The sequence below is a fragment of the Blastopirellula marina genome (genome assembly GCF_002967715.1).
GTDB classification, from domain to species: Bacteria; Planctomycetota; Planctomycetia; order Pirellulales; family Pirellulaceae; genus Bremerella; species Bremerella marina_B.
Genome location: NZ_PUIA01000038.1, coordinates 249,230 through 272,242 on the forward strand (window position 1 = coordinate 249,230; position 23,013 = coordinate 272,242).

General features: G+C 53.7%; 19 protein-coding genes and 1 other RNA gene. 5 read left to right on the top strand and 15 right to left on the bottom strand.

Annotated features, from left to right (window positions below):
* Positions 1 to 561 precede the first annotated feature (561 nt).
* The 6 genes from C5Y96_RS14810 to C5Y96_RS14835 all read right to left on the bottom strand — a co-directional run bounded on the left by C5Y96_RS14810 (position 562) and on the right by C5Y96_RS14835 (position 7,416).
* Positions 562 to 1,620, bottom strand: a complete 1,059-nt coding sequence (locus C5Y96_RS14810; RefSeq protein ID WP_105354748.1) for a tetratricopeptide repeat protein — start codon at positions 1,618 to 1,620, stop codon at positions 562 to 564.
* Between the two features lie 126 nt (positions 1,621 to 1,746).
* A complete protein-coding gene (locus tag C5Y96_RS14815; RefSeq protein WP_105354751.1) occupies positions 1,747 to 2,202 on the bottom strand; it encodes a hypothetical protein in 456 nt (151 codons plus the stop codon).
* Positions 2,203 to 2,291: 89 nt separating this feature from the next.
* Positions 2,292 to 3,716 (bottom strand): class II fumarate hydratase, encoded by a 1,425-nt coding sequence (locus C5Y96_RS14820; protein ID WP_105354760.1) that lies wholly within the window; start codon positions 3,714 to 3,716, stop codon positions 2,292 to 2,294.
* A 98-nt stretch (positions 3,717 to 3,814) separates the two neighbouring features.
* On the bottom strand, positions 3,815 to 4,447 hold the full coding sequence (locus tag C5Y96_RS14825) for a SpoVG family protein (protein WP_105354763.1): 633 nt from the start codon (positions 4,445 to 4,447) through the stop codon (positions 3,815 to 3,817).
* A 31-nt stretch (positions 4,448 to 4,478) separates the two neighbouring features.
* Positions 4,479 to 5,435 carry a 4-(cytidine 5'-diphospho)-2-C-methyl-D-erythritol kinase gene (gene ispE / locus C5Y96_RS14830; protein WP_105354766.1) on the bottom strand — a complete coding sequence of 319 codons (957 nt, stop codon included), beginning with the start codon at positions 5,433 to 5,435 and terminating at the stop codon, positions 4,479 to 4,481.
* A 304-nt stretch (positions 5,436 to 5,739) separates the two neighbouring features.
* Positions 5,740 to 7,416, bottom strand: a complete 1,677-nt coding sequence (locus tag C5Y96_RS14835; protein ID WP_105354768.1) for a tetratricopeptide repeat protein — start codon at positions 7,414 to 7,416, stop codon at positions 5,740 to 5,742.
* Positions 7,417 to 7,637: 221 nt separating this feature from the next.
* Here C5Y96_RS14835 and C5Y96_RS14845 point away from each other — a divergent pair, with 221 nt between their 5' ends.
* Positions 7,638 to 8,594, top strand: a complete 957-nt coding sequence (locus C5Y96_RS14845) for a DUF368 domain-containing protein (RefSeq protein WP_158261246.1) — start codon at positions 7,638 to 7,640, stop codon at positions 8,592 to 8,594.
* Here the strand turns inward: C5Y96_RS14845 and C5Y96_RS14850 are convergent.
* A complete protein-coding gene (locus C5Y96_RS14850) occupies positions 8,570 to 9,451 on the bottom strand; it encodes an MBL fold metallo-hydrolase (protein WP_105354775.1) in 882 nt (293 codons plus the stop codon). The two genes, C5Y96_RS14845 and C5Y96_RS14850, sit on opposite strands and share 25 nt — an antisense overlap.
* 309 nt (positions 9,452 to 9,760) lie before the next feature.
* On the opposite strand from C5Y96_RS14850, the gene ssrA reads away from it, so the two are divergent.
* Positions 9,761 to 10,120: a transfer-messenger RNA gene (gene ssrA, locus C5Y96_RS14855) on the top strand.
* Between the two features lie 439 nt (positions 10,121 to 10,559).
* Here the strand turns inward: ssrA and C5Y96_RS14860 are convergent.
* The 4 genes from C5Y96_RS14860 to C5Y96_RS14875 form a co-directional block, all read right to left on the bottom strand.
* Positions 10,560 to 11,714, bottom strand: a complete 1,155-nt coding sequence (locus C5Y96_RS14860) for an HlyD family secretion protein (RefSeq protein WP_146115666.1) — start codon at positions 11,712 to 11,714, stop codon at positions 10,560 to 10,562.
* Positions 11,715 to 11,762: 48 nt separating this feature from the next.
* On the bottom strand, positions 11,763 to 12,026 hold the full coding sequence (locus C5Y96_RS14865; protein WP_105354779.1) for a DUF3302 domain-containing protein: 264 nt from the start codon (positions 12,024 to 12,026) through the stop codon (positions 11,763 to 11,765).
* A 956-nt stretch (positions 12,027 to 12,982) separates the two neighbouring features.
* Positions 12,983 to 13,732, bottom strand: coding sequence for a ZIP family metal transporter (locus tag C5Y96_RS14870; RefSeq protein WP_105354782.1), 750 nt, complete (start codon positions 13,730 to 13,732; stop codon positions 12,983 to 12,985).
* Positions 13,733 to 14,040: 308 nt separating this feature from the next.
* Positions 14,041 to 14,808 carry an acetolactate decarboxylase gene (locus C5Y96_RS14875; RefSeq protein WP_105354784.1) on the bottom strand — a complete coding sequence of 256 codons (768 nt, stop codon included), beginning with the start codon at positions 14,806 to 14,808 and terminating at the stop codon, positions 14,041 to 14,043.
* A 193-nt stretch (positions 14,809 to 15,001) separates the two neighbouring features.
* On the opposite strand from C5Y96_RS14875, the gene C5Y96_RS14885 reads away from it, so the two are divergent.
* Positions 15,002 to 16,396 carry a cytochrome B6 gene (locus C5Y96_RS14885; protein ID WP_105354789.1) on the top strand — a complete coding sequence of 465 codons (1,395 nt, stop codon included), beginning with the start codon at positions 15,002 to 15,004 and terminating at the stop codon, positions 16,394 to 16,396.
* A 123-nt stretch (positions 16,397 to 16,519) separates the two neighbouring features.
* Here C5Y96_RS14885 and C5Y96_RS14890 read toward each other — a convergent pair whose 3' ends face one another.
* From C5Y96_RS14890 to C5Y96_RS14900, 3 genes are read right to left on the bottom strand one after another with little or no spacing between them, the layout of a single operon-like run.
* Positions 16,520 to 17,866, bottom strand: a complete 1,347-nt coding sequence (locus tag C5Y96_RS14890) for a rhamnogalacturonan acetylesterase (protein WP_105354792.1) — start codon at positions 17,864 to 17,866, stop codon at positions 16,520 to 16,522.
* 47 nt (positions 17,867 to 17,913) lie between these two features.
* Entirely contained in the window at positions 17,914 to 19,308 is a 1,395-nt protein-coding gene (locus C5Y96_RS14895) for a FecR domain-containing protein (RefSeq protein ID WP_158261247.1), read from the bottom strand.
* 5 nt (positions 19,309 to 19,313) lie between these two features.
* The gene (locus tag C5Y96_RS14900; RefSeq protein ID WP_105354797.1) at positions 19,314 to 19,847 is read right to left on the bottom strand and encodes a sigma-70 family RNA polymerase sigma factor; all 534 of its coding nucleotides are present in this window, start codon (positions 19,845 to 19,847) and stop codon (positions 19,314 to 19,316) included.
* A gap of 382 nt (positions 19,848 to 20,229) precedes the next feature.
* Here C5Y96_RS14900 and C5Y96_RS14905 point away from each other — a divergent pair, with 382 nt between their 5' ends.
* Both C5Y96_RS14905 and C5Y96_RS14910 read left to right on the top strand, forming a co-directional pair.
* Positions 20,230 to 21,210, top strand: coding sequence for a DUF1559 domain-containing protein (locus C5Y96_RS14905; RefSeq protein ID WP_233198973.1), 981 nt, complete (start codon positions 20,230 to 20,232; stop codon positions 21,208 to 21,210).
* A 101-nt stretch (positions 21,211 to 21,311) separates the two neighbouring features.
* Entirely contained in the window at positions 21,312 to 21,701 is a 390-nt protein-coding gene (locus C5Y96_RS14910) for a hypothetical protein (RefSeq protein ID WP_105354800.1), read from the top strand.
* Between the two features lie 52 nt (positions 21,702 to 21,753).
* Here the strand turns inward: C5Y96_RS14910 and C5Y96_RS27090 are convergent, their stop codons facing one another.
* On the bottom strand, positions 21,754 to 22,962 hold the full coding sequence (locus C5Y96_RS27090; RefSeq protein WP_146115667.1) for a hypothetical protein: 1,209 nt from the start codon (positions 22,960 to 22,962) through the stop codon (positions 21,754 to 21,756).
* Positions 22,963 to 23,013 lie beyond the last annotated feature (51 nt).

Genomic DNA, 23,013 nt, shown 5'->3' on the forward strand with positions numbered 1-23,013 from the left:
TGACCCGAACCGTTAATCGGAAACAGATTCCGGTAAAACCGCTACTGAAGCGTCTCGGACATCGGGCCCAGTCTGCCCTAATAAGGGCTCGCGGAGCCTGTGTATATTGATCCAGCATCTTACTGGTTTTGGCATTTCTCGCTAGGTCACTTGCGAGAAGCCTGCGCACATGTCCAGAGGGGAACGTCAGCTTAAGCGGCAGCTGGAATTCCTGGTCCCACAACTATGGGACGACGCGACGGAAGAGTAAGAAGATAGGTAGTCTTCATAAATGTGCGGGACGAATTCCCTGTAAAGGCTTTAGTGGCCAATAGTTAACACCGCCAAGTGCCCCTCAAATGCATCTCTGCATCCCTTATCAGGAATGACAAAGTGTTAAGGGATGGCAAAACGCCCTAGCCACTTGACACCCTATTTGTATACCAAGACCCTCAAATGGGGAAGGCGAAAATTTCACCGTTTTTTATCAAAGCGGTCATCCGCCTGAAGCTGGAATCACCGCAGTTCAACCAACCAGCGATCAGTGCGACATAACCCCTGGGCACATTTTAGAGGGTACGGTTACCGTTTGGGTTCGCGGTAAGCTTGACGTTTTTCGTAGAGTGCCAGGCGATGCTGTAGGAATGGCTTCTCCGAGGTTGGAGCCTTTTTGATCGCTTCACCGACCCGCTGCTTGGCGACGTCGAACTGACCGGTGGCGGCTTCGGCGGCGGCGAGTGTGTCGAAGTAGCGGAAGTCGAGCCCGTCCGACTGGGTGACGGCTGCTTTGGCGAATCGCAGGGCCAACTCTGGATTGCGGTAGGTGTCATCGGGGCAGGTAGCCAGAATCCAGGCTAGGCCTTGCTGGGCTCGCGGCAGGTCCTTTTCCAGCGTCAACGCTTTCTTGTAATCGAGGATTGCCTCTTTGAAGTAACCCAGGTCGCTATAGGCATCCGCCCGGTTAGCCAGCACAGACGGGTTTTCAGGGGCGAGCTTCACGGCCTGGTTGTAGGCCATCATCGCTGCTTCGTAGTTTTCCAGGCGATAGAAGCAATGGGCCTGACCGGTCATCGCACCCACGTCTTTCGGGTTCAGCTTCAAGACGGTCTGGTACTGCTGAAGTGCTACCGCGAACTGGCTGGCTTCGTAAAGCAGTTCGGCTTTGTTGTAGATGGCTGTTTCAAACTTGGGGTTTAGCTTGATGGCCGTATCCAAGTCGGCCAGGGCCTGCTCGGTTTGGCCGAGCATCGCGTACGAGAGGGCTCGGTTATGAATGGCTTGCCAGTGCTTGGGGTTCTTCTTGATGGCCAGTGAAAAGTCTTTCAGCGCGGCCGCTTCCAGCTTCTGGATCTTCTCGGGGTCATCCGTCATGAGGGACGTTTCGGCGTAGATTTCGCCCCGCTTGTTGCGTGCCCAGGCTTCGAGCTTGGTGAAGTATTCGACCTGCGGCTGGGCCAGATCGAGTTGGCTGGCCTCTTCACAGATATCGAGCAGACGCGTAAGTTCGTCCTGGTTTTCGGCCGTATCGCTCAGCTTGGCCGCCTCAGTAATCATGGCCTTGATATCTTGGCCATAACCCCAGGGAACACAAGCAAAAAGAACAAACCATGCCCAACCGGCTTGCCAGAACATCTTCCGCATGACAACAAATCTCGCCACTAAAAACCGAGCCACCTGCCCGTAAGTTTAAGGGTACCGGCGGCGACTTTAGCGAGTTCACCGAAAGAGGGATAGAGCGATTCGGCGTGGTGATAGCACGGGGTGCCGCTATCGTTGGCGATCTTCTTCCTGTAGTAGTTCGATCTCGGCTGCGATCCGCCGCGATTTCCCCTGCAGGTGCTCGCCGGCGGGAAGTTGGCCAGACTGCGTGTAGGCGTAAAGTTTCTTCTCTTGCTCCTTGAGAAGCTTCACGCGGGCCTGATGTAGTTCCATCCGTTCTTCGGGCGATTCCGCCAAATCGAGCTTCGCTGACATGAGGTTCGACTCGGCATCGTAGACTTCCACGATGGCAATCTGCCCGGCCAGATACTTCGCGTACACTACTTTGTAATACTCATTCAACGCGTCGCGTTTCTGAACCATCAGCTCGCGGATCTTGTCGGCGTTGGGGGATTTCACGGGAGCGACTGGCTCGGTCGCAGGGGGGAGGGTTTCTTGAGCGACGACCAAGGTGCTGGCACTAATAACAATTGCCAAGAGAACGGCAGACAAGATGGTTCGCATTCTACGGGATCCTTCGACGGTAGAAATAAAAAAGGCCTCTGCAAATTGCGGAGGCCATTGTAACCGTCGACGTTTGAATCTGTCAGCGCTTACTCGTGCGGGTAGGTCATCTTCCAAGGGTCGAGGGCATCTTTCAAAGCTGCCGGTTCGATCTCCCCCTGCTCTTCGGCCAGTTCGCGAATGGTCTTGCCGCTGGCAAACGCGTCTTTGGCCATTTTGGCCGCTTTGTCGTAGCCGATCAGAGGGTTCAGGCTGGTACACATCGACAGGCTTTGTTCCACGGCGGCGTTGCACTGCTCTTCGTTCGCTTCCATGCCTTCGACACAGAACTCGACAAATGCATTGCACGAGTTGGCCAGCAGGTGGATGCTTTCCAAAACGGTGTGCCCCATGACTGGCATCATGATGTTGAGTTGGAAGTTACCCCCAGCGGCACCCGAGATGGCCATGCAGCCATCGTTGCCGATCACCTTGGCGGTGACCTGCATCATGCTTTCGCTCATCACGGGGTTGACCTTGCCGGGCATGATGCTGCTGCCGGGCTGACGCGATGGAAGGGTCACTTCAAAGAAGCCACAACGCGGACCGCTACCCAGCCAGCGAATGTTGTTGGCGAAGTTGAACAGCGTCGTGGCGATGGTCTTCAGTTCGCTATGGCACTGCACCAGCCCGTCACGATTGGCAGCTGCCTCGAAGTGATCGACTGCTTCGATAAACGGAATATCCAAACCTTCGGCCAGGGCGGCACAAACCTTTTCCGCGAACTGCGGATGCGTGTTGATACCGGTACCCACGGCCGTACCTCCGACAGGAAGTTCGAGAACCGACTCCAGGGCGATGTTGGCACGCTTGATCGAAAGTTCGATTTGACGCGCGAAGCCGCCGAATTCCTGACCCAGGCGAAGTGGGGTCGCGTCCATCAAGTGGGTGCGACCGATCTTGATGATCTTATCCCAGGCTTCGGCTTTCTTCTTCAGTGAAGCGTGCAGGCTCTCCAGGGCTGGAATCAAGCTCGACTTGATCTGCATCGCGGCGGCAACGTGGATGGCCGTCGGGAAGGTGTCGTTGGTGCTTTGACCCATGTTGACGTGATCGTTCGGGTGAATTGGCTTGGCCACGGCCAGGCGATCGCCACCGATCAGTTCGATAGCGCGGTTGCTGATCACTTCGTTCACGTTCATATTGCTGGAGGTGCCGCTACCCGTCTGGAAGACGTCGATCGGAAACTCGCCATCCAGCTTACCTTCGCGAACTTCGACACACGCATCCAGCAGTGCTTTGACCTGGTCGTCGTTGAGCGGGTTCTTGCCGGTGCCGGTGAGCTTGCCCAGGTCGCGATTGGCGATCGCACAGGCATACTTCACCCAGCCCATCGCATGGATCAGTGCCGGGGGCAAGGTCCAACCACTGATCGGAAAGTTCTCGACGGCTCGCTGAGTTTGAGCGCTGTAATAAGCATTGGCGGGAACCTGAACTTCCCCCATCGAGTCTTTTTCGGTGCGATATTGTGACATTGGTTGAGCCTCTTTCCGGTGATTTTTGCAATCAGTAGTACCAGAGGCGTATTTTAAGACGGTTCGTTCCGAGGCGAAAGAAGAGGGCCCCGGGGAGGTTAGTCGTCGAAGATACCTTCCCCGAACTTTTGGGGGCGTGAGGAATTCGACGGGCTCGATTTGTCGCCCGGGGGCGTGTGAGGTCCCTTCAACTCGGAAGATTCCTCGCTCCGCTCGATCGCATCGGTCGGCTCTTGGGGGGGTGATACACTCTTGGGTGGTGCTGGGCTGGACGACGGTTGGTCTTCGTCGTCATGGTCGTAGTCTTCGCCCGCGTCGCTGAAATAGTCGTCGTATTTCGAGCGGTAACCGGGCCGTTTGGCCTCTTCGATTTCGTTGATGTACTCGTCAATAACGCGGGTCTGGATTTGCTCGCGGCACTCCGAGTTGATCGGGTGGGCGATGTCTGCATAGAGCTTCGCCCGCTGATCCGAGCCACGTTCGATGTGGGGCTGCTTGAGTCTCATACCGCACTGGTTGCAATATGCGGCACGCAGGTGGTTCTTGCAGCCGCAGCCTGGGCAGTGTCCGGTCAGCTTACGGCTGGGCATGGCAACGAACGGACCGTTAGCGCCTTCGATGATCTTCAAGTCGCGAATCACGAAGGCATCGTCGAACGTGATGGAGCAGAATCCACGCAACCGATCGCTGGAATCTTCCATCAGCTTGATGCGGACTTCGGTGATCTTCACGGTTGCTTACTCCTGGACGTTAAATGCGGCGTCAGTTTCGCAGCGATTGGAGCCCGCACGTGGTCACGGGAAAAACCATGCCAACGTTTTGGGCTTGCAGCCTGGCGGCAACGCGCCTGGCATGAGCGTGGCTGCGACATATGGCGAAGTAGCCAGAGCCGCTGCCAGACATCTGATGAGCTACTACGTCTAATTGTTCGCAAATCTTAGCGAGTTGATCGATTCGGGTCGAAATTTCTCGAGCCGGCTGAATCAAACGATTGGTCAATTGACGTGGCATCGACGTGCGTTGATGTGACTTCAGGCTGGCAACAAGCTCGCTGGAAGAATCAGGCACTTCCGGTAATTGGCAACGCCGGTAAGCCTCGGCGGTTGAAACACCACCAGCCGGGCGGATCAACACCAGGTCGAGGCGTCTGCCAGCGAATGTTTCGATCTTTTCCCCGCGACCTGTGGCAATCGCCTGGCCGCTGCCGAGTTGGCCGGCGTAAAAGAAGAACGGTATGTCACTTCCCAGTTGGGCGGCCAACTCGCTCAAGCGATCGATCGAGAGATTCAAATTCCAGGCTTCGCTGGCCGCAAACAACACGGCCGCGGCATCGCTGGAAGCACCACCAAATCCGGATGCGGACGGAATACGTTTACGCAGAACGATCCGTGCTCCGTGTGGGACATTTTCTTCCGACTGCAGCAATTTCACGGCCCGATAAACCAAGTTGCTTTCCTGAGGAGGAAGATCGCCAAGGAGTTGACCACTATCGCCTAGCCGCGTGGCTTGCGCAAGTTGCCCTGAATCCCACGCACAATCGAGAACGATATCGGGCTGCTGGGTTGGCGTGACTTCGAGTCGATCGAACAGCGACACGGCCACCATGACTGTTTCCAGTTCATGGAAGCCATCGGGGCGCTTCCCCAGCAGTTCCAGGAAGAGGTTAATCTTCGCCGGAGCAAGTGCGGATACCTTGGAAGCCAATCGCTGAAACAACATCCGTGCAACCCTGCCGATGCGTTCGGAAACTCTGACTTACCAATCTCGGCGTTGACCTGGTACGCGTCCCAGAAGAGCCAAGGAGGGAAGAGTTACGCGAAGCAAATTCTCTGTTTCGATCAATGCGCACACTTCGACCAACCTAGGTGAGTGTTAACGCAATTTATCCCCCCCTCACTGCTCGGTCAAGGTAATTCGCTAGCGTTTCACAATGTGTTCGAAATGCGTGGGTTTTCGCTACCAAAGGGGTACTGTCGAGGCACCAAAGAAGAGGAAAATCGCCCGCAAGTTGCCCACGAGATGGCTACTGCGACAACTGTTTGAGTAGTTGCTGGGCTTCGCTGTTCTCGGGATCGTGCTTGATCGCCATTTGTAAGAGGACGATCGATTGTTGTGGGTTTTGATGCTGCAGCAGATTGGCCAGCAGGTAGTAGGCTTCAGAGTCTTTCGGATTCATTTTGATCGATAAGTCGAGCAATCGCACGGCCAGTTCTAGGTCTCTTATTTCGATAGCTTTCTTGGCACCGATGAGGAACGTGTCTCCGTAGCCTTCGCTGAAATTGTACTCGGGATGCAGTTCAATCGTTTTCTCAAGGTAGGGAATGGCTTTCACCCAGTCTCCCTGCGTGATGTACGCGTGAGCGATGCCATGATAGGCCCGCGCGTTGTTCGGGTTCTTCGCCACCACGTCACGCCACATCGATTCGTCCGTTCGATAAACTTCGTTTCGGGCAATCGACACACCACCGTAAACCACTACTAAGATAACCAGCACAACCGATAGCAATTGGACCGCCGATAGATGGGTTGAGCCAGGCGACTTTTCGGGTTCCATGCGCCTTAGCCCTTCGTAAATTCCAAAGACAATCAGTGTCAGCACCGATGCCAACGGAAGATACATGCGATGCTCGAAGACGATATCTTGAATCGGAAGAATACTGGAGGTCGGCGCGAGGATCAGGAAGAAGCTTCCGCCAACAAAGCTCCATCGTGGCGCACGAAAAATGCACCAGATGGTTAGCCCCAGAGCGGCGACCACCAACACGCCAGGCCAGATCGCTTCTACTAGGGAATAGGTAACCCGCCAGCCATGATCGAGCGACTGTCCCATCGGCAAGACGGTTAGCTGCCAATAGAACGGAATCGCGTGGGCCTGGCTGTAGAGATATTCTTTCGGGCCGACAAACCTGCGAATGGTCTCGTCGGCGGTGAAGTCAAATTCATGCACGAGCACGGTCCCGTGCTCGTTGTGGTGCTTGATGGGAACGAGAGCAAGCTGAGCGGGAATCAACCACGAAGCGAACAAGCCGAGGTAAACCAGCCACCTGCTGCCAATCAGTTCACGCCACGACGCGGCCAGGAAAGCACGATCGTACCAGAGAACGACCAATGGGATCGCAATTGCCACTTCCTTGCAAAGTGCCGAAGCGGTGCAAGCCAGTACGCTGCCGAGGTACCACGCAGAATGGTATTTAGAAGTAAAGCCGCGGACGAAGCAGAACAGCGAAAGGAGAAAGAACATCCCCATCAGCGATTCGTATCGCTGAGCGATATAAGTAACCGATTGGGTCTGCAGCGGATGCACAGCCCATAGCAAAGCGACCGCACCAGCCAGCAGCGCTGCGTGATCGCGATAACTCTCGGCGGTCTTTGGTAATCGCAGCGTCAGATAGATGAATCCAAGCAGCAGCAGGCTGCCCGTGATATGGATCGCGATATTCACCGTGTGGTAGCCAACCAGAGTCCCGCCGTCGACCAGGTAGTTCAGTCGCCAGGTAAGCGCCACCAGCGATCGAGGGCCACGGGGGAAGTGATTCCAATCGAGTTTTTGATAAGATTCGTTTGCCTGAATCTTGACCTGGCCATCGAAATGGAATGGGTACGTGAAAGTGCGATGGTAGACTGCCAAGACGAGAAGTGGGATTGCTACCACAAACAGCAGCAAGGTTCGTCGAGAGCTTCGATCGGGGACGTCAGGCATGAAAGGCAGAAAACAGCGGGAAAATAGCGTAAGTCGGTACCAGACAATTCATTCTATCGAAGACCTTCCACCTATCCGAGGAACCGCTTCGGCCAGCGAACCCCTTTTCTTCAAACCTTAACGCCCCAAACCTCTCCAGATTGCCCTGCCCTTGTTTGCCAAGGTTCTCTAGAATCCTGTCTTTCAATACGAAATCACTACGGACCAGTGGGATGGGACCCTTGAAGATCAACGCAATTCGACATTTCCTCTGCGGTATCGCCATGGGGGCTGCTGACGCGGTCCCCGGGATTTCTGGGGGGACGGTTGCCCTGGTGCTAGGTATCTATCGCCGCCTGGTCGATGCAGTCAGTCAGGTGAACGTCGAAGCTTTTCGCCTGTTGATGAAGCGTCAATGGCGAACGCTGGCCGAGCGATTCGATTTCTGGTTTCTGCTGGTCCTGTTGTGCGGGATTGCGTGCGGCCTGCTTACGTTTGTCGTGGTTTTGCATGAACTGATCGGTGAAGCTGACCACCCTGCCTCGACGCGGCCGTTTGTGTACGCCGTGTTCTTCGGGGCGATCGTCGCTTCAGGCTTCCTGGTGGCGAAGATGGTTCGTGCCGTAAGCACAGGGCACTTGATTCTGTGTACCCTCGGCTCCGTCGGTGGAGCCGCGTTTGCCTGGTGGCTGACGGGGCTGCCGGCGCTGGAAGCGTTTGACTCGGCTCCCAACCCGATCGTCTCGTTTTTGCTAGGGTCGATTGCCATTTGTGCGATGATCTTGCCAGGCATCAGCGGTTCGTACTTGCTGCTGGTTTTCGGCGCGTACCACTATTTCAGCGGTGTGCCCAAGGCTTTGGCCAAAGGAGAGATCGTTCTGGGAGACTTGTTCGCGTTTGCCTGCTTCGCACTGGGGTGCCTGGTCGGGCTGCTTTCTTTCAGCAAGGTTCTCAAGTGGTTGCTGCATCAGCACGAAGCGCTCACGCTATCGATCATGGGAGGCTTTATGATCGGAGCACTCCGAAAGCTGTGGCCATGGCAAGGAGATGAAGTCGAAACGCCATTTGCCAACGAGGCACCGATTTGTTTTGGGCTCATGGTGTTAGCCGCGATCGTGGTGCTGGTCATCGACTACCTGGCCCGGCCTAATTTGGACGAAGAAATCGAAGCCGATCATTCCAGCCAACGGGCATCGTGACCACGGCTCTTCAGCTCTTCGACAAAGCTCTTAGGCCCATGCGTGCAGAAAACAGTCTTCGCATTTACCTGTTCGACCGCGCTGATCAGTTGATCGAAGTCGGCATGGTCGGAAAGGGGAATCCAGTGTTCGTTGGGGGCGTTGCGTTTTCTTCGTGGATCGAAGGCCCAACCGGTGACGCGGAACTTCTCGACATGAACCGCACCTGGTAGAACGCCGGGTGTGATCGGTTTTGGAGGGACGATGACCACGCAGCCCGGGATAGGCCGCCCTGTGTAGGGCCGGTAGTCCCCCAGTTCGCAGCCAGCTTCTTCGTACACCTGGCTGATCGCGTAGATATCCGGGTGTTGCAGAACCGGGATTCCGTGCGACGTCAGAATCTTGGTCACCTCTTGCGACTTCCCCAGCACGTAGGCCGAGATGACCGGCGTCGCCCCGCAACGGAACGCAGCACGTATCTTCTCCAACAACATTTCGATCACCGTATCGCGTGGTGGCAGTCGATAGTGTGGATGGCCGAAGGTGCATTCCATGATCAGATAGTCGGCCTGTCGTAGCTGGGCCTGTTCCGCCGTCGCCGAGGGGCCCAGGCGAAAGTCGCCCGTGTAAAGGAGCGATCCTTTTTCGTGCTCGGCATAGATCATCGCTGAGCCGAAGATATGCCCCGCCGGTAGTGCTGTCAGCTGCACGCCGGCGACCTCCAGCGACTTTTCCAGCGGCATGATCTTGGTGGCGACATTCCCCAGTCGATGGCGAACGAGCCTGGCTGTGGGCTCGGTGCATAGGGCCATCGCGTGGTGGGCGGTGTGGTCCATATGGGCATGCGAAATGAACCCAATGGCCTGCCGGCGTGTCACATCAAGGCCAATCCGGGAGGGGAGCAGGAAGAGTCCTCGATCGACGGCAAAAAGTCCAGAAACATGCCCCGGCCTGCGTGGTAATGGGGCATAATCAGGCGAAAGCAGCAACTGTTTGGTGCTTTCCGACGAGTTGGTCGCTTTTCTTCCGGACAAGGACAGCCTAAGATAAAGAAACAAGTGAGGTGGATGTTTGAATTTTAATGTCCCCCTCTTTGTACTCAATTCTTCAAGCTTGCGTGATCAACTGCCGATAGGTAGAGGACGAAATCTCAGAAATGAGAACGTAATTTTGAGGAAGCTTACGCCGGGGGCGAACTGGTATCGACCGGATAGTCTGAAGTGTAAGTTGCGTGTCGTGGTTGGTCAGCAGGCCACGTAAAAAGCAGACCAAACAATAACTGCAAACGATAACTTTGCACTGGCTGCCTAATTAGTTGTAGCCCCAACTGAGGGTCTTTGTCGGAGAGACCTGAAAGTTGGATGCCAATTCCGACTCGCCAAAGGTCACGTGGAGCACGCCTGAGGTTAAAAACTGTTCTCCTCTAGTTTCCTGGGAATCCTGCCGGTTGGAGGCCCAGGTTACGAAACTTAAATAACCGAATACACACGTAGACGCTTGCATGGAAATATCGCGGCACGCGGGTTCAATTCCCGCCGCCTCCACTTGAGCCGAGTTGTGAGAAATCATAACTCGGCTTTTTCTTTGGGTTTGCATCATTTCTCTGCGTAGTCTGCGATTTGTTATCTATCCCTTAATTGCAAACGATAACGTCTGTTTGTCATTTTGCTCAGCCAAAATGAGAGACCCTAATATCTTGAATTCAGACCGGCTAAACGAGGCAGGTGAGTGTCGCTTAGCGGACTGACTACCGCGGGTGAAAGAAGTAAGGCAGTGTTCGTACAGATCGAGCAAATTGTTTGAAAGAGCTGGCGCAGGGGACCGCTCGAACTAAGAGACTGCTGCCTGATGCCGAACTCGAAAAGACGTTCGTGAAGGAGCCCGCTTCGGGAGTCTTTCAAGCCTGATCCGCACAGGTGGTCGCGAACTGTTTCCTTAGTTGGAAAGCGAAATTCGTCAGAGGTACCGAGTCTACTCTGACAGGGCCTACATCAAATTTAGGTAATACATACAAGCCTTGATTCGAACGGTTACCTTGCTGATGATTTGAAATGGCTTTCCACTGTCGGTATAGATCGTAACCATGCCTGCAGTACCCATGGGCAGACTCTTAACAAGTGCTTCATCATCGAGTTCGATTTTGACCGCAAACTTGCCGCTGGAGTGAATACTGCTCGCGTCAATAAGCTTACCACTGGTGACGAACTGCCCCTCGCCGGATGCTTCGATGATGTTCGCAACTTTGCCTGAAAACACTTGGCCTGGGTGATTCTTTAAGGCGACCTCAACCTTGTTTCCCGGTTCGACATTCTTCAACACGTTTTGGCCAAACACAGCAACGACATCGATTTGTGAGGTATCGATGAAGGTCCCGACGGGGGCAATCGCAAATGTAATTGCCATGGTTCCCTCGCGTGCTTGCCAGTTCGTTACAAAGCCATCACTCGGAGCGGTATAGGTACACTGATCGAGATTGAACTGCGCGGTATCGACGTTCGCCTTCGCCAGTCTCACTTGCTGATCGGCAACCTCCAGAGCAAGCTTGGATTCCTCTAGAGCCGCTTTCGTTTTCTCGACCACGGCCTGTGACGCGGCGTATTGGGCTCTCAGTTCTGCCAAGTTCAACGCGCTGACCGTACCAGGCGAACGCTTATTGACATCTTCTTTGAAATCGAGATCCGCTTTGGCGACTTCCATTTTCGATTGGGACTCCGAGACATTCGCCTCGGCAACCTTGATGCCGGCTCTGAGCTGTTCGACGGTTTTTTGGGCAACACCTAAGGAAGCCGTAGTCTCGTTGAGGGCATATTGGAAAGGCGCTTTCTCGATCTCAAAGAGCACGTCACCCTTCTTCACGGGTACGTTCGCCTCAGCGACAATCTTCGAGATATGCCCTTTGACTTGAGGCACGATTTGAACCGTATAACGGCTGACGACGACCTGACTAGAGGTCGGCGACGAGAACTGCCAGAAAATGACAATTCCTCCAATGACTATGACGCCTATCGCAGCAAATATGCCTAGATTAACTGGCCTCGGCTTGATCTTCAGAACAGCATAGACCAGCCAGATAGTTAAGACATAGAAGATCGCGCACAAAATAATCATGGATAGACTTTCTCTGGAGGACTCGTTGGACAAGTTGGAGAGATTGCTATTTCAAAGAAGCGATCTTTCACGCCAATCTGGCTACTTTCCGACGACGGGATTTTCGTCGGAATTCATGGATGAGTCTTGGCCAAAAGGAATAAAGGCCCAGATAAAGGCAATCGGCCAAATCGCACCTCCCAAGGCGAGTCCAATCCAACTGGCAGCGTTAATGGCATCCACGTGAGGGTGATTACGCTTGCGGGCAATATTGCCAGGAAGCGATCCCAGCACGATGACCACTGCCACGAACACGCAAAATATCAATGCGATGACAAACCAAGCAAAGATAAAGATTAAATCCATTACGTCTATGTCTCACGTGTTGCAACAGTTGAAAATACCTGGACTACCGGCTGGGCTAATATTGGGTTGATCCCGATGAAGGCGGGTATGCTTTGGCAGTGACCTGCTCCCACGGATGGGGATGCGTCTGTGCATCTACACGACACCGTTTTCTGGCAGAGCCTAGATTTATCGTAGCACAACTTTCCAATATAAATGCCAATAGGTTGATTGTCATCATTCGGTCTACGGCGACGGTTTCGTGGTAATTGCAAACAAAGATGAGTGGAACACTGGGGTATTGTTCTCGCAAGACATCCACCACCGTCTGAGCTCCTGGGACCCTGACGACTGATTCGAAGAAAGATCCACACCCCGTTAAGCATCGGGAAGTGACGTTGGCAATCAGTACGGTCCCCTGTTTTAAAGATTCACGACTCCAACAAGTCGCAGTATGGGCATACTGGCCTATGTGAACCAGGCGAAACGCCGTCGGCGACATGGTGCTGACTCCAGACAAGGAGATCGCGACAACAAGCCGACAGTCGTTTAGAGAGATCATTGACACCTCATTATTTTGCAGTCCCGCATCCCGAAGAGTCCATGAGTATAAATACTCAACCTGGACAGGCATACGGACGAGGAAGCCCCGTCGCCGAACTGGAAATACTGTTCACTTCAACCACTAGCGTAAAACCTTAGGCTTAAGCGTCAGATGACCGCCCTGGGGATAACTTATCGCGGCCTGCTCGCTCGCCTTTGAAAGTAGGAATGTGTGTGGCTGGAAATATGGTATCGCCCAATTTTTCCCAAGAGGTCGTACCATGGGTGAGCTTACGACGATTGGCAACTTCGATCACCATGTGAATCGTTTTCTAATTCCCGTAGGGAAGAAGTGGTGGGGCGTTTGGCGTCGGAGGCAGAAGACCACAGATCCCCAATCCAGTTCGAGGCCCTGACCTGCCCCCTTCAATCGCTCAGGCGTCATGCGTCATCCAGAGGCGGATGGTTAGAAGGACGGCAAGTCCTGCGGCGAAAGCGGAGAAGTGGATGACGTTGATCCTTAATGTACTTCCCTTCTTAATCTCGGGAATCAAGTCGGCCGCCCCAATGTAGAGGAAATTTCCCGCCGCGAAAGCAACAAGGAAGTCGACATTGATGGAGTGCGAGACGCCATACGCAACCAGCCCGCCGAACAAGAACGTCAAACCAGAAAGGAAGTTGTAGAGCAATGCCCCTGATTTCGACCACCCACCATGTACTAGCACGGCAAAGTCCCCCAGTTCCTGCGGAACCTCGTGCGCTGCAGCTGCAAGCCATGCGGTAAGTCCCAGGCGGAAGTCGATCAGAAAGCTGGCGGCGACGAATAGCCCGCCAATAAAGTTGTGTAGCCCATCTGCAACCAGGATGAGGTAAGTTAGAGGTTCGCGTTTTTGGGCTTCGATTTGGTGGCTGTGGTGCCAGTTGAGAAACTGTTCGAGAGCCAGGAAAGTCAGAAAACCTGTCACGATCCAGACGTAGACAGAGATATCGTTGCCCATTTGTTGAACCGACGCCGGAATCATGTGAAACAGGGCACCGCCGATGAGCGATCCTGCCGCGAATGCGACCAGAGGGAGCAATATCTTGTCAAGCGTAGCTTGCTTCAATGCGAGCGTGAGGCTACCGATGAGAGCAATTAGGCTCATGGCGATGCCCGAACAAATGATCCACAGAAGTGTGTTCATATCGTGTGATTCGCAAAGTAGTATTGCTGCTTGTTCGGGTGAACAATAGCGAAGAGTTTATCGCAGGCGCGATAAGAGAGTCCAATCCTTTGGCTGCGTTGTCGCGATTTGCCAAGGGTGGTAGTCGTGAACAGCAACTCAGGCCGACCGTGAAAATACACTTTCGATGAAAAGTGCCACGCGATAGGCAGCGATCCGAGGGATCAAAAGATTCAGCATATAATTTTTCTGAGGATCAAGTTTCGCCGGACAAAAATCATGTGCGATATTGACACATTAATTGTGACAACATCGCACATGCTTGAGGCTTAATTCTCAGGCAGACGCAGCACTGCTCCCTTCTGCAATCCGATTTTTTCGATATGCCCCGTAACGGTCTTTCCTGTCTTCGGATCGCTATACAACAGGTGAATATGGGTCGATGTCGCTGGATGTGTCAGTTTACCGACCGCGTCTTTGGCGAATATTCCCACTAGCTTGCCGTCTATCGCTGGTATTTCTGCCTCGAACGGTTGCCGATCCTTGGGAAGTTCGATCTTTTTCATGCGTGCATGGATGGGACACGCGCCGTTAATGACATGCAGGTCAACATTGCTGAAGTCACCCTCGATAGTAAATACGAACGGCTCATTCATTTTCAGGCCTGCCTGGTTCGCCGCGTTTTCGATGTATCTGTCGAACTCACTGGGGGGAACCTCTTGTGTCACTTCATGTTGAGTCCATGAAGGGATGTAAGATCCGACGAGCATCGTGGCTTGAGCGTCTGGCGATTTACCTGTGTTCGATTGTAGGTTGCCGGACTCGTCGACGGTTGTGATGGTAACTTTCCCGTCATAGATCGTTCCTTCGCCATGCAGTCCTTCCAACGCCGCGACACCATAGAAATGTGGACGTCTGGTCAATTCGCTGAACCGTACCCGCCCTTCGGCTTGCTGCTGCCCGATGGCCTCGTGCATTGTTCCATACTGGACCAATGAGTCTACTTGGGTATCGTTCTCACCCGCAGAAGCAGGAACTCCCAAGAGCAATACAGAGAGTAGTGTGACCTGGCTTACAAAGACATGAGGAATCTTCATGGCGTTTCTCCTTTGTGTTAGCGGATTGCCCACATACAATCAGACCCATGGGCGTTTGCATGCTGCGATCGCGTTTCGTTCCCAACAACTCTATAAGCGAATTCTGTACCGAATTGCGTTAGTCGGTTTCGGCTTGGCAGGGCAAAACGGTGTGCAAGTTTTCCCTTGGGCTTCAAGCTTGGAGATCTAAAAAATGAGCTATCAGGCAAGAATCTACGTTGTGGTTGGCATGGCGTGTAGCGTCAGTCTTTCGGCAGTCGGCGGCTTTGCCCAGGACAAGAAGCCGACGAGCTATGCGCCGGTTGTCATTGCTGAGGAGTTTCAGGAGACGGTCGCACGTATGTCGGCCGCGAAACCCGCAGTGATGCAGAAGCATATGGACTTGCTGGCAGAGCGTTATGATCTGAGCGATCGTCCCGCCGAAGGCGTCACCATGGACCGCGGAAAGCCCGTTCAGTCTGGCGTGCGTGTGAAGTTGCCAAACGGAGTATCGTGGCAGCAACTAAGTGCCATGTCTCCTGCCGAGATTCGTAACAAGGGACTTTGGCCGAAAGGTTTTTTGCCCCTTCCGCACCCCAATCATCCTGAAGGTGGAATGGTCTTTCCGAAGTTTCACATTGACGAAATCAAGGAACAGGAAGCACGCGACTTGACACGTTTCGATCTTGACTACGATCTGCCTGACCATTTTCTACCAGAATTCCCGGCACCGATTTATCTGACAACTCGTCCCGATCTTGGTGACGTATCTCAAGGCAAATTGGTCACCATCGACAACTACTTCAAGTTATTCAACAGCATATTGAATCCCAAACAACTGGAAGGTTTACGATTGCTGGTAACCCCATTCCCACAACAGCAGTTCAACCAGACGGACGACCGCCGAAGTCTTAAAGCGCATCGAGGCGTCACCTGCTTCGATTGTCATGCCAACGGGCATACCAATGCTGCGACCCATCTTGTTGGTGATATCCGCCCCCAAGAGTTTCGCCATCGGATTGACACGCCAACGTTGCGTGGAGTGAATGTCCAGCGGCTTTTTGGTTCGCAACGTGCATTGAAGAGCGTTGAGGATTTTACCGAATTCGAACAGCGAGCTGCGTATTTCGATGGCGATCCGGTGATCGCCACGAAGAAGGGGGTGAATGTTCTGGAGCGAGGTAGTCAGGTACACTTCATGGCCGAGTTTCAGGCCCTGCTCGACTTCCCGCCTGCACCGAAGTTGGACGTGTTTGGAAAGCTTAATCTCAAGAAGGCAAACGAGTCCGAACGACGGGGGGAAGCTTTGTTCTTCGAGAAGGCTCGTTGCGGAGAATGCCACCCGGCACCCTACTACTCGGATAACCTGATGCACAACCTGAAGACCGAACGGTTCTTCGAACCACAAATGATAAACGGTCGGATGGCTTCTGCGGATGGCCCCATCAAGACCTTTCCGCTGCGAGGCATCAAGCACTCTCCACCCTATATGCACGATGGAAGGCTGTTGACCTTGGAGGATACCGTTGAGTTTCACAATCTAGTACTGGAAACCCAATTGACGGAACAAGAGAAAGCGGATCTCGTTGCATTTCTGCGTTGTCTCTGATCATGAGCATAGGGTTCGCCACCTCAAGCTAAACTAGGGCGTTTCCCCCCTCCGTCTCCACATTCAACGCACTTCACCGGTTTGGGTGATGTGCGTTTTTGAGGGTTGGACGAAGCGTCGAGGCTAGTGTCCTTCCGGAGGCGTCAAATCAATGTGGGGGCTGGGCGGAATGTTCCAGGCAGGGAAGGGGTCTGGTTCGGCTGGGTTGAAGGTAGGAAGATTCGACCTTAGGTGCCTTGCCAGTTCAGGCAGTTGTTCTTGGATTCCATGGATCACACAGCGGGCAATCTCATAGCTGCCATATGAGTTGTGATGCGATCCATCTTGAAACGCCTTATCGAGATCATCCCCCAATCCACGATAAAGTTGCACACTCATCGCATTCAGATCAATCAGTGCAACGTCCTTATCCGCAGCCACCTCGCGAACGGTTTGCGGGTACATTCCTAGCGTTGCTTTCTTCTGCCCCCCTTTGCGTTCCATTGAAGTCACGAGAACGGGGTTCGCTTGACGCTGCCGAATCTCGTCAACAAGCCATGCCAGGTTGGCTTTGTAGTTTGCCAGCGCGTCTTCGCCTTGGATCTTTTGATCGTTGTGGCCGAATTGAATGAACACATAGTCATTCGGCCGCAACGACGACAAGACCTTCTCGACGCGAAGCTCGCCAAGCGAACTCAGCAGCGATTCGCCTGACTCGGCGAAGTTGGCAACGGCGATTTCGGTATCGAAGAAACGTGGGACCATTTGCCCCCAACTGTTCCATGGTTCGTTCGACTGATCGGTGACGGTCGAGTCACCAAGGAGGAAAATGGTCGTTACTTTGCGTGTTGGGTGAATCTCTAAGCCACAAACCGACGGTCGGGAACCGTTGAACTCGATGGTCAGCTTATCGTCCCAGTGGAACTTGTCTTTCTCGCGTGGTTTCAAGCGGACCCAGCTTCCATCGGGAAGTACGGCTGATCGCAAGTTGACCGTGAAGTGGTCGATCGCAAATTCACCGGGCCGGGTCTCGACATGCTCGAGCATGAGACGCCGTGATTCCACTTTAACGGTGTTCGAGGAAGCAGAGTACGAGTCGCCCAAGACAACACGTACTCGATAGTTTCCTTCCGGTAGCCGCACGGAAAAGTAAAAGGGCGTTTTACTTGTTAGCGCGTCACGCTGCAGTGCGTCCCCTTTCGCGCGATCCACCGCTTCCGGCAGCGAACCTAAATCGATTCCATAACCGGTGTCGGCAGCGTAGATACTATCGGGCGTGACTTGGATCCAGCCTGGCTTAACGGGGCCAGAGCCGAAATCAAATCGCATTGGTTCCGGCAATTCGGTATCTGGTTGTTGTTCACTTTTCGCCAGTTGTGCGTCGGCCTGCCGTGGTGTAATCAGGAAGCCACCCACAATCATCAACGCGAAGATTGCGAAGTGAATTGTATTGGCTTTGGGGCGAAATATCGAAATTGCAGGCGGCAACATAGTCAAAGCTCCGAATCCAAAAACCAGCAGCGGACCATAAGCCGCGGTCAGTCGAGCACTGGCACGGCGACGACGCCATACATCGAAATCTCTTCCGCCGTCGTGATGGTCGTTTCAGGCTTATCAGCCCAAAGGCCGCCAAGCACGATATCCCCCTTGAGCGGTTCATGACTCTTCCATACCGAAAACACCGCGTCAATCGAGACACCACTGCCGATCGTGGTCCGCTTGTGAGTTTTGAAGCCTGGCACTTCTCCCCCTTCGTCCTGCCCGGCTTCTTCGCCCGTGTCTACGAAGCGATCGCTCAGCCATTTCGGAATCTCAGCACGTTTGTCGAACAGCACATATAGGTTGGCTGCCCGCGAAAGGGTGATCGTGACTTCGATTTCCTTTTCGACTTTGTCATTGTTGAACGGCATGACGTAGTCACCGCCCAGGAGTTCTCTTGGAAGTCCATCGGCCGTGACACCGTTCCACTGGTGCCCCCGGTCGACGTAGGCAGGCTGCTCTTCGCCGAAGCCATTGGGCACGATCCGGTAGTAGCCAAAGACATCGCTCGAATGGATATTGTCTTGAACCGACGAGATGGTCGATTCTTTCGAGTCCTCTGAAACGTTCGACGCTTCAAAGGTGTCGATTCTGACGAGCTGCATTCGCGACATGGAACCATCGGTTGCGATGGTGGCGGCACGCCCTACTTCGAGTCGTTTTTCCGCACTTTGCGAAGCAAGATCAACGCGTCCCTCGAACACGGCAACATCCGTCCCCGTTTCTGGGTTCACCGCTACTCCGAATCGCGTCCCCTGGTCAACAATGTCGGCATGATCGGTAACGACTCGGAACCCCTTGGCTCCTACTGGCACACTCACCGTCATCTTACCTTGCCAAACGCGGCATTGGTTCGCTGTCTCGATTACGAAAGATGCGGGGGCGGCGATGGAAAAGCTTACGTCGTTCAGCAAACGAACTTCGCTGGAACCGCTTTCAATTGATACACGCTTTCCCATAATTAAGGCGACCGGCTTGGTTTGCTCGATGCCGATTTCGCTCAGCATCTCGCCGACGACTTCCGACTGGGCGACATTAACGACGTTGTCTCGGGTATTCCACTGCGAGTAGCTTCCGATGAAAACGATCAATACCGATGCCGCGATCGCGATGATCCAGCCGGATATCATGTGACGGTTAGATTGCGGCCGCTCGATTGTCGGAAGCTCAGGCTTGATATCCTGAACATTTTTCGAGTACGTTAGCAACTGGCTGACCATGGTGCACTGGGCGATGTAGTAATCGCACGCCTCCTGCGACTCGACAATCAGTTTGCTCAGTTGGTCGCGTTGCTCTTCGGTGGCGACGCTGCTGAGACATGCGTCGACCAGGTCTCGCGTTTTCTTGTCTGCAATAAAGTTGCCGAAGGGTTCCGGCGGTTTCTTCTCGTTCACAATATCTATAATTCCTCCGCTGCCATCTTTCGGTCGATGCATTCGTGCAGTGCTTCACGAATTCGTTTCAGCCGCGAATAGAGCGAGTTTGAGGTAAGTTCGAGCGTATCGGCGATGTCTTTGATTTTTTCGATTCCGGCATAACATCGTTCGACGAGCGAACGCTGGTCATGCGGTAACTTCAACATGCAGTCCCGCAGCGCGGCCATGCGATCGCCAACCTCGTCGGCCACTTGCAAGGTTCGGGCTTCGACGGCTTTGATCGCATCGATATCGATGATTTCACGTCGGCGTCTGACATCGGACATGTGTTTGAGGACCTCGAGCCGTGCCACACCTAAAGCCCAGCCCTGAAATTCCTTTTCCTGATCGTACTCGTCCCACTTCCGCCATAAGACAACGCTCACCCGCTGAAAGATGTCCTCGGCCTCGTTCCAACCGGGGGCAAGTGAAACCACGAACGCAAAGATCCGCTGCTGGTTGGCAGCGAATTTCTCGACAAAGGCGTTACGGGCGATATCTACTTCTGGACTATCCATTCGGTGATTGCTTTCGAGTAGCAGGAACGCTGGGCAAATTACCGACCAGACGATCCAGCTCAACAGGTATCCCCTTGGGAAGGAAAAATTGGGCGGTGATTCCTGTCAATTTATTGATATTCGAGCATCTTAATCCCGCTTGATGCGGTCGCTACGGCTGCCCACAAGCAAAAAAAGTTTTTCTTGGGAAAACGACCGACAGATTTTTGTACCTGGTCAGGATACTCGGTGAAGGAGAGGAATTGCCCTCTTCGCGAAAAGCTTTTCCTAAAAAATAGCGTTTGCCTGCAGTGCGCTTGGTCGTGACGACCACCTGATAGTGCTTGCTGTTGGCCTGAATAAATCGCCTCTTCTTATCCACATTCGTTTTATGAGTTCCGCTATGAATCAAAGTCAGATGCCCGTTCGCACGCACGTCTCACCGTCTCCGCGAGGAGGCTTTACGTTGGTCGAACTGCTGGTTGTTATTGCCATTATTGGCGTGTTGATCGCGTTGCTGCTACCAGCTGTTCAGCAAGCTCGCGAAGCCGCACGTCGTATGCAGTGTGCCAATAACCTTCGTCAACTCGGCCTGGGGCTTCACAACTTTCACGATACCTACGGTCATTTTCCTCCCGGCGGAACCAAGGCCGGTTATGGCGGCTATACCTGGGGTACGTTCATTCTCCCTTACATCGAACAGAACAACGTATGGGAAGGCATTGCCCAGGAAGGTGGAAGTTATCCACCAGATCCGACCGGCCAGCGGGACTCGATCTTCTGCAACTGCTCGGACGGTGGAAATGGAAACTGGGGCGACCCAGGGTACGAGCAAACCGTGATCGATGCATTTATGTGTCCTTCCGATGTGCTACCGGGGCAACGCCCTCACTCAGACGAACAAGTCAAGTGCGGCAAGAGCAACTATGCTGCGAACTACGGTACTAATGGTGACGGCTTCACCGATCGATTCCGCACAGGGCAACTTGTTGACATGGCTGCGATCACTGACGGCACTTCCAACACGATCGCACTGGGAGAGTGTGGCGGCAGCAAGAGCGGTATCGCACCTAACGGCGACAACGAAGCCTATCCGATCTGGGCCGGTTATGCTCGCCGAGGGGGCGTCTCGTATTACACCCAATGGTCTAACAAACGTCAGGCCAGCAGTAGTGCCCCAATCAACCTCAACAATGGGGGTGGCGTCGATGGCAGCGGAGCGACCTCTTGGAGCTTGAACTCAGGCTTTGGCAGTCTTCACCCAGGCGGATGTCAGTTTATCTTCGCCGATGCATCGGTTCACTTCATCGCGGAAACGATTGACCTGACCGCGTACGACGATCTCGGTACCCGCAACGATGGCCACATCGTCAGCGGATACTAACCCGATATTCACCCGATCTCCGAAACGGTGTGGATTGTTCTGCGGCAGGAGCGAGGCAGCATTCCTGTCGCAGAACGCCATACCAACCAGCGAGGAAAATCATGCACACGAAATCTATTGGGTTGATCGCCGTCATGCTTCTGTTAGGTTCCGTCGGCTGCTCTCAGCAGGCCACGGTAACGGGAGTCGTTACAGGCAATGGCAAGCATGTCGACAACGGTCAAATTGTGTTTCGACCCATCGACGGTGCGGGAAAGGTTAAGCCTGCCGCCGGAACGATCCAGGGAGATGGTACCTACCAGATGCGTACGGCCGGCAACGAACCCCTTTCGCCCGGAACGTACCAGGTTTTGTACTGCCCGCCAGATACCTTAGAGGATGAACGAGGCCGAGCGGTGAAGGTCAGCCCTTGGAAAAGTTATAAAGCTCCGGTCGACCCCATCACAGTGGAAGAGGGTGAAAACTACATCACGATTGAACTTTCCAAGTAGGAATCAATCAGATGTCGTGCCTGCCGCGGCAAGTCGATTAAGTGCTGTTCATTTAGGAGGTGTCGAGACCGCTGAGGACGACCATGTCGTTGGTGACGAATACCGTGATGCCTACGTTCCCGTCGCGGCATCTGTAAACGAAGTATCGGTCGCTTCCCGGTAGTCCTATATTCTTATCTGGCTCGCCAATTCGATCTTGAAATGCATAGTTTTCAAAAATCGCATACGTGACCGTGTCATCGATCCGTCCTCGGGTGAACGTGTTCCGAAGTTCTTGAATAAACTCCGACTTGGTGAGCTGGCTTGCTCTTACCCTTGTCCGTTGATTCTTCGACCGAAACTCTGCCAATTCAGCAGCGTCCTTCTGTTGCTGCTCGTTTACCAACCGCTGTCTCTCTTCGGCTTGACGACGGCGTATTTGTTCAAGCACTTTCTGACCCTCTTCGCTTGTCGGGTCGACCGTTATCGACTTGTCATCACAGTAATCCAACAACCTCTCCGCCTCTTCGTTGCGACTCTCTGCGACGTAAGTATCGAAGCATCGTCCCCACAAGCTGGGATATTCATTCGCGAATCTCCACCACATTTGTTGAGCAGTTGGATCGAGTAAAAAGGTAGCCAAGTGCCGACGAGCGTCCGACCACTTTCGCTGTTCAAAGAGGGAGAGTCCATTCGTGCGAAGAAGTTCGAGACCTTCCAGAGCTTCGACGTTCCATATCTTGCCGTCGAAACTAACGAAGTCGCCTGAGGGAGAGAACCAGTCTTCCTTGGGTAGCCCAGCGGCTCGTCCCGAGAAATCGAAATCGATCTTGCCACTGGCCACGTTGATTCGTAAGAGTCGCCAACTGGATTCGCTGCGGTTGTTATCGTTTACCCATTCTTCATCTAGCGTCACTAGAGCGAGAATTGCCTGCTGGTCCTTTGTAAACCGTAGGTCTCTTAGTTCTCCATCAACGTTTCGTTCTACTGGTACCTTTCCATCTCGCGTATCAACCACAACGATTGTGCTCGCATATTCTTTCCCGCTGCCAGTCCTGAGGCTTTGGATATTGAATCCCGCAAACAACCTTCCGTCACTTGACGAGCGCAGGAAGCCACCGCGATAGTCACGATTGTTCTTGTCGCCACTCAGGCTCGAAGGTAGCCGCATAGGTGTGGTCGAATTCCACGACTTTGTATTGAATACCACCAACATCGACGTGCCGTTCAAGTCGTATGCTGCGGCAAGGCTATCTCCTTCGGCACAGAGCATTGAAGTCATGGCATCTACATGAGGAGCACATGACGTTCTGAAGAGACTCTGCCAGGCTGA